This is a genomic window from Allobosea sp. OAE752 (assembly GCF_050433265.1).
Lineage (GTDB): Bacteria > Pseudomonadota > Alphaproteobacteria > Rhizobiales > Beijerinckiaceae > Allobosea > Allobosea spartocytisi.
The window spans coordinates 321,337-334,495 of the sequence record NZ_JBNPXO010000002.1 but is presented as its reverse complement, the minus strand read 5'-3'; the positions used below and the strand labels follow the sequence as shown (position 1 = coordinate 334,495).

General features: G+C 63.9%; 10 protein-coding genes and 1 tRNA gene. 8 read left to right on the top strand and 3 right to left on the bottom strand.

Going from position 1 to position 13,159, the window contains the following annotated elements; all coding sequences use genetic code 11:
- Positions 1 to 16 precede the first annotated feature (16 nt).
- Both GGC47_RS06495 and GGC47_RS06490 read right to left on the bottom strand, forming a co-directional pair.
- A complete protein-coding gene (locus tag GGC47_RS06495; RefSeq protein WP_142021750.1) occupies positions 17 to 1,372 on the bottom strand; it encodes an NAD(P)/FAD-dependent oxidoreductase in 1,356 nt (451 codons plus the stop codon).
- Complete coding sequence (locus GGC47_RS06490) at positions 1,359 to 1,772, bottom strand: RidA family protein (protein ID WP_142021749.1); 414 nt, start codon at positions 1,770 to 1,772, stop codon at positions 1,359 to 1,361. The genes GGC47_RS06495 and GGC47_RS06490 overlap by 14 nt, the downstream gene beginning before the upstream one ends.
- 221 nt (positions 1,773 to 1,993) lie before the next feature.
- Here GGC47_RS06490 and GGC47_RS06485 point away from each other — a divergent pair, with 221 nt between their 5' ends.
- From GGC47_RS06485 to GGC47_RS06450, 8 genes are all read left to right on the top strand, one after another.
- Complete coding sequence (locus tag GGC47_RS06485; protein WP_210245647.1) at positions 1,994 to 3,142, top strand: NAD(P)/FAD-dependent oxidoreductase; 1,149 nt, start codon at positions 1,994 to 1,996, stop codon at positions 3,140 to 3,142.
- Between the two features lie 75 nt (positions 3,143 to 3,217).
- Positions 3,218 to 4,891, top strand: a complete 1,674-nt coding sequence (locus GGC47_RS06480) for a peptide ABC transporter substrate-binding protein (RefSeq protein WP_370954366.1) — start codon at positions 3,218 to 3,220, stop codon at positions 4,889 to 4,891.
- Positions 4,892 to 4,928: 37 nt separating this feature from the next.
- Complete coding sequence (locus GGC47_RS06475; RefSeq protein ID WP_038359004.1) at positions 4,929 to 5,882, top strand: ABC transporter permease; 954 nt, start codon at positions 4,929 to 4,931, stop codon at positions 5,880 to 5,882.
- Positions 5,882 to 6,772: an ABC transporter permease gene (locus GGC47_RS06470; protein ID WP_142021747.1), complete on the top strand. Its 891-nt coding sequence runs from the start codon at positions 5,882 to 5,884 to the stop codon at positions 6,770 to 6,772. Before GGC47_RS06475 ends, GGC47_RS06470 begins: the two co-directional genes overlap by 1 nt.
- Positions 6,773 to 6,806: 34 nt before the next feature.
- Positions 6,807 to 7,709 (top strand): LysR substrate-binding domain-containing protein, encoded by a 903-nt coding sequence (locus GGC47_RS06465; protein ID WP_142021746.1) that lies wholly within the window; start codon positions 6,807 to 6,809, stop codon positions 7,707 to 7,709.
- 113 nt (positions 7,710 to 7,822) lie between these two features.
- Positions 7,823 to 8,938, top strand: coding sequence for a CaiB/BaiF CoA transferase family protein (locus GGC47_RS06460; protein WP_142021745.1), 1,116 nt, complete (start codon positions 7,823 to 7,825; stop codon positions 8,936 to 8,938).
- 457 nt (positions 8,939 to 9,395) lie between these two features.
- Positions 9,396 to 11,519 carry a TonB-dependent receptor gene (locus tag GGC47_RS06455; RefSeq protein WP_429067756.1) on the top strand — a complete coding sequence of 708 codons (2,124 nt, stop codon included), beginning with the start codon at positions 9,396 to 9,398 and terminating at the stop codon, positions 11,517 to 11,519.
- The gene (locus tag GGC47_RS06450; protein ID WP_429067381.1) at positions 11,519 to 12,673 is read left to right on the top strand and encodes an ABC transporter substrate-binding protein; all 1,155 of its coding nucleotides are present in this window, start codon (positions 11,519 to 11,521) and stop codon (positions 12,671 to 12,673) included. The genes GGC47_RS06455 and GGC47_RS06450 overlap by 1 nt, the downstream gene beginning before the upstream one ends.
- A 286-nt stretch (positions 12,674 to 12,959) precedes the next feature.
- On the opposite strand, the gene GGC47_RS06445 is transcribed toward GGC47_RS06450, so the two are convergent.
- Positions 12,960 to 13,035 (bottom strand) — tRNA-Ile (locus tag GGC47_RS06445).
- Between the last annotated feature and the right edge of the window lie 124 nt (positions 13,036 to 13,159).

Below are 13,159 nucleotides of genomic sequence, written 5' to 3'. Positions count from 1 at the left end.
AAGGTAGACGGACGGGTCAGAGCGGAGCGTGGGCGCGGGCATAGGTGCCGCGGGTGAAGCGCTCCAGACGCAAGGGAGTGAGGATGGCGTCGGGCTTCTCACCTTTCGCGAGCCGCGCGACGTGCCGGCCCACGGCTGGCCCGAGGCCGAAGCCATGGCCGGAGAAGCCGGTCGCGACGATCAGGCCGGACAGGGCATCGGGTGCGTCCAGCACCGGCAACGCATCCGGCAGCACATCGATCAGTCCGGCCCAGGACTTGACGATGGTCAGCCTGTCGTCCGTCCCGAAAATGTCCTGCACGGCTTCCCGCGTCCGGGCTGCGCGGTCACGATTGGCAGGGATCCATGGCCGGCGCCCGGCCGCCGCGCGTTCCGACGGCGGCACGACGAGCCGCTGATGCAGATCATCGAGGAAGGGACGGCCCAGCCGCAGGGAAAAGCCGCTGCGATGACGCATGAACTCCGGCAGGAAGAAGCGCATCGCCCGCATGGAATCGAGCGTGACGTCGATGTCGGAGCAGGAATCGGCTGCAATGATGCAGGAGCCATCCGCCCGCTGCCGCAATCCGATGCCGTAACCGCAGAAGCAGGGGTCGCTGAGGGGCGGCAGGGGCGCCGTCAAAGAGACAGTGCTGCGCACGGTCTGCTGCGGAAGGCCGAGGCCGAGTGGCGCCAGCAGGCGATGGCTCTGCGCTCCGGCCGCGCAGACCACGATGTTGGAGGCGATGCGGCCATGCTCGGTCAGGACGCCGGTCACGCCGCCCGCGGCACGCTCGACCGCGAACGCACCGCAATTCTCGACGATCTGTGCGCCAGCCCGGATCGCTGCTCGCGCGAAGGCGGTTGTGGCCATGGCCGGCTCGGCTTGTCCGTCCGTCTCCGTGAAGAGCGCGCTTTTCGCAGGCTTCGAAAGTGCCGGCATGAGCGTCTTTGTCTGCCGGGACGAAAGCATGCGCGCCTGACCGGAAATCGACCTCGTTTTCTCCACCCAGCGTTCGAACGTGTCGTTCTCGGCTTCCGTTTCGGCGACGAAGACGCAACCGGTCCGGCGCCAGCCCACGGGCTCGCCGAGTTCGGCCTCGAGATCAGGCCAGATCGTGAGCGCCTCTATGGCGAGAGGCAGTTCAAGCGGATCGCGATACTGCGTCCTGACGAAGCCCCAGTTTCGGCCCGACTGCTGTGAAGAGACAGCGTCGCGCTCGACCAGCGCGACCGAGAACCCGGCACGCGCAAGATAGTAGGCGGAGGCGCAGCCGACAATTCCGCCGCCGACTACCACGGCATCGACCCGGCCCGGCAAGGCGGCACGCCCAGGCGCAAGCTGCGCGAGCACGTCGTCCGGCACATGGGCAGTGAGACTAAGCAGCGACATCGAGCAGGGCGTCCATGTCCATCTCCACCCGGATTTCCGGATCGAACAGGCCGGCCTGGACGGTGGTGCAGGCCGGGTCGACGCCGCGAAACGCCTCGGCGAACACCGCCATCACGGCCTCGTAGTCCTCGGGCCGCGCAATAAACATTCGGACGCGGACGACATTGGCGAGCGTTGTTCCAACCTGGGCAAAAGCGAGCTCGGCATTGCGGAAAAGCTGGCGGGTCTGCTCGGCGGCGCCGCCTGCCAGGGTTTCGGCGGCATAATCGTAGCCGGTGGTGCCCGACAGCATGATGTGGGAGCCGACCACGACGGCGCGGCTGTAGCTATAGGCAGCCTCGAAACTGCTGCCTGAGGAGATCAGGCGCCGGCCATGCCGCTGGGTCGTGGTGAATGCCATGGTCGCTCTCGCCTCGGTTGTCGTGACGTCTCAAAGGCAACGGAGGCAGGGGCGCTGTCGATTTCAATAATTCGAGGCGGAGGCCGAGGAATTCGGGGGACGCCGTCGTTTTTCAGGGTTCGGCTTCTCAAAATTGAAATCGACAAGCGGGGTTCGCGGTGACGTTGTCGATACGGGCAAGAACCGGATCTGGCTCTCGCCCATTCCGAAGCGGGAGTGGCATGGGTTCGATGCGGGTGGACGTCGCAATCGTCGGAGGTGGAATTGCCGGGGCTTCCGCCGCCTATTTTCTGGCTCGGCACGGCTCGGTCGCGCTGATCGAGCGGGAAGAGCATTTCAGCTATCACAGCTCCGGCCGCACCGCCGCACAGTTCACGGTCGGCATCGGCGCCACGACGATGCGGCGGATGGCGCAGGCGAGCCGAGCCTTTTTCGAGGCGCCGCCGGAAGGCTTCTCCGAGCAGCCAATTCTGTCTCCGCGTGGCTGCCTGACGGTGGGGCGTCGAGAGCAGGAGGCGACGCTCAGGCGGCTCGAAGACAATCTCGCTTCCGTCGGCGCCCGTGCCGACCGCCTCGGCCGGGACGAGGCACTCGCCCTGTTTCCTGCGCTTCGGCCGGAAAAGCTCGACTTCGGCGTCTACGAGCCGGGCGCGATGGATATCGACGTCGATGTGCTGCTGCAGGGCTATCTGCGCGGAGCGAAGGCTGCCGGCGCTGTTCTTGCGACGCGCAGCGATATTCAAGGGATCGTACGCGAGGGAAATCGTTGGCGTCTGACCTGGGCCGGCGGCGACATCCTCGCCGACGCGGTGGTCAATGCAGCCGGCGGCTGGGCGGATGAGGTGGCGGCCATGGCCGGGCTCGCCCCGCTGGGCATCGTCGCGCATCGGCGCACCGCGTTCACCTTCGCCCTTCAGAAGGATTTCGACACGCGTAGCTGGCCGCATGTCGGCTCCGTCGACTACGACTGGTATGTGAAGCCGGAGCCGGGCTGCCTGATGGGCAGCCTCGCCGACGCAGTGCCCGTCGCGCCGTCCGACGCCTATCCCGAGGACATCGACGTCGCCCAGGCGATCGAGAATATCGAGCGCGACACCTGCTTGAGCATTGGCCGCCCGATCAGCCAGTGGGCGGGGTTGCGCAGCTTCGCCAGGGATCGCAATCCCGTAGCCGGCATGCGCGAGGACGCTCCCGGTTTCTTCTGGCTGGCGGGCCAGGGCGGCTGCGGCATCCTGACTTCCCCAGCCATGGGGCAATCCATCGCTGCCCTCGTCGCCGGGGCACCGTTGCCGGAAGCGATCACGCAACTTGGCGTCGCCAGTGAAGACCTCTCGCCGGAACGCAAGAGCTTGAGGGTTATCGCGACATAGGACCGGACATGCGGCCGACCCGCGCCGTCCACGATCACGAGGCTGAAGACAGCCCGTCAAAAACGAGGGGATATCATGACCGAATACGACTCGCGTGGAATGACATTTCGCCGCCGCGATCTGATGGCGCTGGCTCTCGGCGCCGGCGCGGGCGCCGTGCTAGCGCCAAACGCCGGTGCGCACGCTCAGGGCAAGGGCGCCGCGCCGCCTGCCAAGCCGCGAGGCCAGGTGATCGCCGGCATTTCCCAGGAACCCACGGTCTTCAATCCGCTGATGCCCGGCAGCGAGGTCGATCAGGGCGTCTGGTGGCAGCTCTTCAGCCCGCTCTGGTTCATCGACCCGGCAGGCCGCTTCGTTCCGGATCTCGCCCGCGAAGTGCCGAGCGTCGCCAATGGCGGCATCTCGGCCGACGGGCTGACCTGGAAGATCAAGCTTAGAGGCGACGCGAAATGGCATGACGGAACGGCGTTCACCGCCGAGGACGTCAAGTACACGCTCGACCTGATCAACACGCCCGGTTTCCGCGCGCGTAACCGGGTCGGTCACAGCCTCGTCAAGGACATCGTCATCGTCGCGCCCGACGAGATCCATTGGCGCATGGAGCGCGCCTACTCACCCTATCTGTCTATCCTGGCGCTGACCTTCATCACGCCTGCGCATATTCTCGGAAAGGCAAGCGATCCGAATACCGCGCCCTTCAATAACGCGCCCGTCGGCACCGGCCCGTTCCGCTGGGGCGAGCGTGTCGCTGGCGACCGCGCGCTGCTGCACGCCAACCCCGCCTATCATGGCGCCGGCCCTTACCTCGAACGTATCGTCTTCAAATACATTCCCGATCTGACTGCGCTCTACACCCAGTTCAGGACCGGCCAGGTCGATTATCTCGGCATTGGCGGCATTCCCGCTCACTTCGCCAAGGAAGCCGAGGCGTTGAAGGGCCCTCGCGTGATCCGCTCGCCGACGCCCTTCATCGAGCACATCGCGCTCAATCTCGAATTCGGTCCCTTCGCCGAAAAGCCCGTCCGGGAAGCCCTCTACCTGGCGATGGACAAGCAGGCCCGCATCGACGCCATCTATTATGGGCTGCCAGTTGCGACCGAATCCTTCCTGCCTCGCGAGTCATGGGCCTTCGAGCCCGATCTTCCGGTGCACAAGCACGACCCAGCGAGGGCCAACGCGCTGCTGGATGCGGCAGGCTGGAAACGCGGCGCGGACGGCATCCGGCAGAAGAACGGGCAGCGCCTCTCCTTCTCCAATTCGACCACGACCGGCAATCCGGCGCGCGAGCAGTCGCAGCAGCTCCTGCAGCAGGACTGGGGGCAGATCGGCGCGGAAATGCGGATATCCAACATGCCGGCGGCCGTGATCTGGGGCGAGTTCTGGCAGAAGTCGAAATTCGAATCCGTGACCGTCGGCTCCAACTTCATGATCGGCAACGATCCGGACGTGACGCCGCGCTTCGGCAGCCGCTCGATCCCCGCCAAGCATGGCGCCGGGCTGAATACCTATCAGTATCAGAACCCGGAACTCGACCGGCTCTTGGAACTCGGCTCCAGCCAGTTCGACCAGCAGGAGCGCAGGAAGACCTACGGACAGGTCCAGCGCATCGTTCGCGACGATCTCGTCTTGCTGCCGGTCTATCAGTCGGTCATGGCCGAAGGGGTCAAGGACGGGCTGGCCGGCTTCGCGGCCAACATCAATTGCTCGTCCAATTGCTGGAACATGCGCGACTGGTACTGGGCTGGCTGAGCCCGTATCTGACCGGACCCGCGAGGATGACAAGATCTTGAGCGCCTTTCTTCTGCGCCGTTTCGGGCAGGCCGTGCTGTTGCTCTTCATCGTCTCGATGATCGGCTTCGCCATCCTGCATCTGGCTCCGGGCGGGCCGTTATCGCAATTCGCCGCCGGCGGCGACATGTCGCAAGAGGACCTCGACCGTATTGCCGAGCAGCTCGGCCTGAACCGGGCTTTGCCGATCCAGTACGCCGAATGGCTATGGCGCATGCTCGCCGGCGACTGGGGCCGCTCCTATCGGGACGGCCAGCCGGTGCTGCACATCATCGGCTCGCATATCGGCGCGACGCTGGAATTGATGCTGACATCGACGCTGCTCGCCATGCTGATCGGCGCATGGATCGGAATCCTCGGGGCAATCCGCCGCTACTCGCTCTTCGATTCTCTCGCCACCATCGGCGCCATGATCGCGCTGTCGATCCCGACCTTCTGGTTCGGCCTGGTCGTGATCTACGTTTTCTCGGTCGGGCTTGGCTGGCTGCCATCCGGTAACCGCTACACCATCGGGGACGGCTCCCTGCTCAACCAGATCCACCATCTGATCGGGCCGGTCATGGTGCTCGCGCTGGTCTCCACCGCGGTCTGGAGCCGCTACATGCGCTCCTCCATGCTCGAGGTGATCAACCAGGATTATGTCCGCACCGCCCGCGCCAAGGGCCTCTCCGAGCGCTCGATCCTGGTCCGCCACGCCTTTCGCAACGCATTGCTGCCCATGATCACCATCACTGGCCTGCATGTGCCGATGCTGCTCTCCGGTGCCCTCGTCACCGAAACCGTCTTCACCTGGCCCGGCATGGGGCGGCTCTTCCTCGATTCGATCAGCTATCGCGACTATCCGGTCGTGATGGGCGTCTTGATGTTGAGCGCCGTGCTCGTCCTGCTCGGCTCTCTGATCGCCGACCTGCTCTACGGCATCGCCGATCCCCGCATTTCGAGGAGCGGTTGATGAGCGTCAGTGATCTCGACCGGGCCGCCGTGCTGCCGCCCGAGCGGCTCTGGAACAGTCCGGGCTTCAGGCGCTTCCGCCGCCACAAGCTCGCTGTCTTCGGCGCAACGGCGATCGTCGCCCTCACGCTGGCCTGCGTGATCGGGCCGTGGCTTCTGCCCTACACCGACACATATATCGACATTCGAGCCCGTTTCGCTCTGCCCTTCACGGGCCCGCACATCCTCGGGACCGATCCGCTCGGTCGCGATATCCTCGCACGCTTGCTCATGGCGGGGCGGATTTCGCTCGCGGTCGGCTTCTCGGCCATGATGATCGCCATGGCGATCGGCATTTGCATCGGCCTTGTCGCGGGCTTCTACGAAGGCGTGGTGGGCGCCGCGCTGATGCGCTTCGTCGATGCGATGCTGTGCTTCCCCTCGATCTTCCTGCTGCTCGCCATCTCGGCCTTGATCCAGCCCTCTGTGGCCTCGATCGTGATACTGATTGCGGCAACCTCCTGGATGGAAGTTGCTCGCGTTGTCGAGGCGCAGATCCGTGCGTTGAAGACACGCGAGTTCGCGCAGGCCGCTGTCTCCTTTGGCGCATCGCACAGCCGCATCATGTTCCGCGAACTGCTGCCCAATGCCATCGCCCCGATCATCGTCGCCGCGACCTTGAATGTCGCCCACGCGATCCTCGCCGAAAGCTACATCTCCTTCCTCGGCTTCGGCATCCAGCCGCCGACGCCGAGCTGGGGCAACATGCTCGAAAGCGCGCAGAGCTATCTCACCAGCGCGCCCTGGCTCGCCATTTTTCCCGGCATCGCCATCACGCTCGCCGTGACGTCTTTCAATTTCGTTGGCGACGGACTGCGCGATGCGCTTGATCCGAGAATGGATCTGCCCTGAAAAGGATGGCTGAAGTTCCGCTGAGGAGGCCGAAATGAGCCGCAGATTGCCGTCCCTGAACGCACTGCGCTGCTTCGAGATCGTGGCGGCCCAACTCAGCATCAAGAAGGCCGCGCTCATCCTGAACGTCAGCGAGAGTGCCGTCAGCCGTCAGGTCAAGATCCTGGAGGACCAACTCGGCGCCCCCCTCTTCATCCGGAGCCACAACGGGCTCGAGATCACCGACGAGGGCCGCAGGCTCGCACTCAGCGTGAAAGAAGCGTTCGACCACATCGCGAACGCCATCGATCCGTTCCGGAACGAGCGCAACGCGGTCACGATCAAGGTGCTGCCGACCTTCGCACTACGCTGGCTGCTGCCGCGGCTCAGGACGTTCCAGGAGCGGCACCCTCTGATCAAGGTGAATGTCCATACGCGTCTCAACGACATGACGCTCAACGACAATGATGCCGACCTTGGCATTCGCTACGGCATTGGCAACTGGCCTCAGGACTGCGCGACGGAACTCTATCAGGAATGGATCCTGCCGGTCTGCGCGCCGGATTACCTGGCGGGGCATGTTGACGGCGAGACCGATCTGGCAGGCGCGACCCTGCTCCATCCCCTGCCGGACCGGCAGGACTGGGTGACGTGGTCGGAGAAATCGGGAACCGGCCTCGATGCACGTGGCGGCCTCGACTTCGATGCGTTGGACATGGCGTTGAGCGCGGCCGAATGCGGCCTTGGGGTCGCCATGACCGACGTCGTCCTGGCGCACCAGGCGATCCAGTCCGGCCGGCTAGTCACGCCGATGCGCAAGGCCGTCCCGACCGGCTTTTCCTATTATCTGGTCCGGCCGCCCGAGATGCGCCGCCGGCGCGAGGTCGTGGTGGTCGAGGACTGGATCTGCAGCGAGATCGAAGGCGCCCGGGAGCTGGTTCGCCGTTACGCATCGTGAACGGCCTGCCTCTGATCTTTAGAGGCGAGCTTCGCAAAACGGCCATCGACGACAAGGGGGATCGGGCAGCTATCTGACCGTCAGGACAAGTTTGACTGACCGAGGTGGCTCCGATGGCTTCTGCCCGTTCCCCGCTGGAAGGCGTTCTCGTGGTGGCGATCGAGCAAGCGGTCGCCGCCCCGTTTTGCACCTCGCGCCTCGCCGATGCGGGGGCACGCGTCATCAAGATCGAGCGGCCGGAGGGCGATTTCGCCCGACGCTACGATGATGTCGCCAACGGTCAAAGCAGCTACTTCGCGTGGCTGAACCGGGGCAAGGAATCGCTCGTCCTCGATCTCTCCGCGCCGGAGGACAAAGCCAAGCTCGCTGGACTGATCGCACAGGCCGACATCCTCGTGCAGAACCTGAAATCCGGTGCACTCGCCAGGCTGGGTTTCGCGACCGAAGAGCTGCGTGTGCGACATCCCGGCCTGATCTGCTGCTCGATCACCGGTTATGGCGAGAACGGCCCACTCGCGGATCGCAAGGCCTACGACCTGCTGATCCAGGCCGAATCCGGATTATGCTCCATTACCGGCGGCCCCGAGGAGCCGGCCCGCGTCGGAATCTCCATCGTCGATATCGCCACCGGCGCCACCGCGCACGCCGCGGTCCTGGAAGCCCTGATCGCGCGGGGCAGCACCGGCGAGGGTGCCGATATCCACATCTCGATGTTTGACGTGATGGCGGATTGGTCGACCGTGCCGTTGCTTCACCAGGAAGGCGGCAGACCGCCGCAGCGCATCGGCATGGCACATCCTTCGATCGCACCTTACGGCGCCTTCGCCACCCGCGACGGCAGGCCGATATTGATGTCGATTCAGAACGACCGGGAATGGGCCAAGTTCTGCGAACTGTTCCTCCGGCAGGCGGATCTGGTTACCGACCAGCGCTTCGCAACGAATGTCGACCGCGTCCGCAACCGGCTCGAGACCGATCGGATCGCCGCGGATGCCTTCGCAAGGCTCGATGCACGCGAAGCGGGCCGGCTCCTCCTCGAAGCCGCCATCGCCTTCGCCAGCGTCAACGACATGGCCGGGCTATCGCAGCATCCGCATCTGCGGCGCATCACTGTCCAGACGCCGGCGGGGCCGGTTGAACTACCTGCTCCTGCCATGGTCCTGGCGGGCATTGGACGTGAATACGGCTCGGTTCCCGCCATCGGCGAGCATAGGGTGCTGCAGGATTGAGACGAGGCATGGCCGACATTTCAGCCGGGTGAATCGTGGCGTTGGCCGACGCCATTGGCCATCAGGACGCAAGCGGACTGCCCTGCCTCTCTTTTTTAGAGGCTGGCCTCTAGAAAAAGATATCGACGCCAAGCCTACCCCTCTGGATACAACAAGTATCGTAGATCGAGGGGCGCCTTGTCTCCTCTTCTGTACGTTGTCACAAATTTTTGATGGTTTGTTTTGAGTAATTAAAATATATTAGTTGCATTATTGGCACAAGTAATTTTCATTATTCATTTTTATTTACAGCCAGATTGACGCCTAAACATCAATTACCTCAAGCATGCAGCGAAGATAACGTCGTTATTCTCGCTGAATTATTGAGGCAAAAATGAAGGTCGATCAGCTAACGAGGGCGTCAACCGCGCTCGCCGAGCCCAGCCATGTGAAAGCCGCGGCAACCGGTGCATGTCTGATGACCGCCCTGGTTATCGTGAGCGTTCCGCTGGCAACGATCGCCGCCCGGGCTCAACAAGGGCAGAGTCAGCTCCAGCTCGACGAGATCGTCGTGGAAGGGGCCGGCACATCGCAGGTGCCGCCAGCTTTCGCAGGGGGGCAGGTCGCAACCGGCGCCCGCCTCGGCCTGCTCGGCAATACCGACATCCAGAAGTCGCCGTTCAGCGTCACCAGCTATACTGATCAGTTCATCCGTGACCGCCAGGCGCGGACGGCCTCCGAGGCGCTCGCCCTCGACCCATCCGTGCGCGCGACCCAGGGCACCGGCGCGCCATTCGACTCGTTCTATATCCGCGGCTTTCCCGCGAACGAGGGGACGAGCGGTGAAATTGCATTCGATGGCGTCTACGGCGTGGCACCGAGTTTTCGCATTTTCTCCGATTATGCCGAGCGCATCGAAGTCTTGAAAGGGCCTTCGGCAGCGATCACCGGGGTTTCGCCGAATGGCGGGATCGGCGGCGTCATCAACATCGTCCCGAAACGCGCCGAAGAGGACCTGACGCGCGTCACGCTAAACTATGCTTCGAATGCGCGGCCCGGCGGTCAGCTCGACTTCGCCCGGCGCTTCGGTGCCAATCGGGAGTGGGGCCTGCGGGTCATCACCAGCCTGAGCGACGGCAGGACAGCTCTCGATCATCAATCGGAGCAAAGCGGCGTTGGCGCGCTCGCCCTCGACTATCAGGGCGAGCGGTTCCGCGCCTGGGCCTATTTTCTGGCCCAGGCAGATCGTTTCAATGCGCCTGCCCGGCCCTTCTTCATGCAGGCCGGGGTGCCGGTTCCGAAGGCGCCTGATGGCCGCCGCAATGTGACCCAGCCATGGGAATATTCGGACGTCGACGATCGCGGCGGCTTGCTGCGGATGGAGTACGACATCGCCGACGGCATCACACTGTTCGGCAATGCCGGGGCCTCGCATACCGGCGTCGAACGCTATTTCGCCTCGGCCGCGACGATCACCAACCTGCGCGGCGATACCGTTACGGCACCGCAATTCTACGCCCTCGGTGTCGACCGTCAGACCTTTGAGGGCGGTGTACGGGCAAAATTCGAGACCGGCTTCATCAGGCATGCACTGACTGTGCAGCTCTCTCGATACCATGAAGAGACATCGCGCGAGTTCGCCGCTGCCCGTGGCTCCTACGCCTCGAATATCTACAACCCGGTGCGCGTGCCGGAGATCGCGCCGCTGCGTATCGGCTCGCAGGCGCGTCTGTCCGACAGCACGCTGACGGGCGTCTCGGCGGCGGACACGCTCTCGGCTTTCGACGAGCGCGTTCTGCTAACGGTCGGCGTGCGCCGGCAGAATGTCGAGGCCCGCAACTACGTCTCCAATGTCGGTACCTTGGCCTCTTCCTACGATAAGAGCGCCACGACACCCTTCGTCGGCCTCGTCGTCCGGCCCTGGGAAAACGTCTCCTTCTACGGAAACTATGTCGAGGGGCTGAGCCGCGGCGACATCGCGCCGGTAACCGCGAGCAACGCCGGCGAGATCCTCGCCCCTTATGTCGCCCGCCAGGTCGAGGCAGGCGTCAAGCTCGACTACAGTGGCTTCGGCGCCTCGCTCGCCGCGTTCCAGATCACGCGGCCGATTGGCGAACTCAGCCCGGCGCGCACCTTCGCTGAAAGCGGAGAGCAGCGTGTTCGCGGCCTCGAGCTCAATGTTTTCGGCCAGATCACATCGCAATGGCGGGTGCTGGGCGGCCTGACCCTGCTCGACGGAGAACTCACACGCACAGCGGCTGCGGCCAATATCGGCAATACACCGATCGGCGTGCCTCGCATCCAGCTCAATCTCGGCACGGAATGGGATGTGCCTTGGGTCCCCGGCCTTACCCTCAACGCGGCCGTCATCCATACAGGCAAGCAGTTCGTCGATGCGGCGAACAGCCAGGCCTTGTCGGATTGGACTCGCCTCGACCTGGGGCTGCGCTACGCGACGCAGTTCAACGGTCGCAAAACCACCTTCCGTGCCAATGTCGTGAACGTGACGGACGCGAAATACTGGGCTGGCGCGGCGTCCTTCGGCACCTTCACGCAAGGCGCTCCAAGAACCTATCTCCTGTCGATGTCCGCGGATCTCTGATGACGTCATGCCTTCGCCCGTCCCGTCGGAATCTGCTGGGGGCTCTCGGCATCGGCTTGCCGCTCGCGGCAGCTTGTCGGACCTCCGCAGCGCCGATCACCGTTACCGATGTGCTCGGCCGCAAGGTCGCTGTCGAGTTGCCCGTTCGGCGTGTCCTGCTCGGCGAAGCGCGGCAGATCCACGCCATCGCGGCCTTGGACCGTGACAACCCTTTCGCCCGCATCGTCGGATGGGGAGAGGATTTCGAGAAGGCTGACCCCGACAGCTACCGCATCTATGTCGAACGCTACCCGCAAGCCGCCGCGCTGCCAAAGTTCGGCAGCGCCGCGGCAGGAAGCTTCGATATCGAGAAGGCGATTTCGCTTCAGCCCGATGTGCTGATCCTCAACTTCGAAGCGGAGCGCGCCAGTGCGGAGATGCAGCTCGTCGAAAAGCTCGCCTCGGTTGGTGTCGCGGTGCTTTATGTCGATTTTCGGCACGCCCCGCTCCGCTACACCGAGCCTTCGTTACGCGTGCTGGGGCAATTGTTTGGACGCGAAGACGTCGCTGAACGACTGATCGCCTTCCGAGCGGATCAGATCGCGCGCGTGACGAGCCCGATCGCGGCGATGCCGGACTTGAAGCGCCCGCTGGTCATGCTGGACCGCATTCCAGGATACTCCGACGGCTGCTGCATGAGCTTCGGCAAGGAGAATTTCGGCCTGATGGTCGAAATGGCCGGCGGCCGCAATCTTGGTTCGGAACTCCTTCCGGGAACCTTCGGTACGATCAACCCCGAAACGATCATCGCCCGAGACCCCGATGTCGTCATCGTGACGGGCGGCAACTGGGACACGCTTGCGCCAGGCGGCGAATGGGTTGGCCTCGGCCCGGGCGCTGATCTGTCCGTAGCCCGTCGCAAACTCGCAGCCCTCGCGCAGCGCCCGGCATTCATGCATGGCAAGGCGGTCGCTGAGCGGCGCGTCTATGCCATCTGGCACCAGTTCTACAACAGCCCCTACCAATTCGTGGCGCTTCAGCGCATCGCACGCTGGCTGCATCCCGAGCTTTTTGGCGATCTCGATGCGGATGAAACGCTGCGCGAACTTCACGAGCGCTTTCTGCCAATCCCCTATCGACCTGGCTATTGGGTGGAATTGAAAGGCGATAATTGATCAAGCGTCGCGCCAAGCGAACCCCGCGATCTCTGGTCCTTGTATTTCCCGTGCCCAAAGAGAGAAGGCAGGGCCTCCGACGCCGAACTTGAGGCCATTTTCGGTTGGCGTGGCGGCCGGATGGCATCGCTCTACACCCGCCAAGCGAATCGCGAACGGCTGGCGAAACAGGCAGCGGCGAAGCTCTTGCCGGGACGGGATTAGAACATGCTATTCCCGTACCTTGAATTCCGGCGCGAGATTTCGTTAATTTAGCTGAAGAAAATCAGACGCTTAGCAATTATAATGGTGGGCCGGGCCGGACTCGAACCGGCACCGGCGCTGTTATGAGCAGCGAGCTCTAACCATTGAGCTACCGGCCCGTCTCTCGCCTACAGCATCGGGCCGAAAAGTGGAATCCGCTTTTTCCGAAAAGCCGATGCTGCGTCGGACGCCATAGCGGGACGGGCTAGGCCGCCCGGCGTCTCCGGCGCAAAACACGAAAAA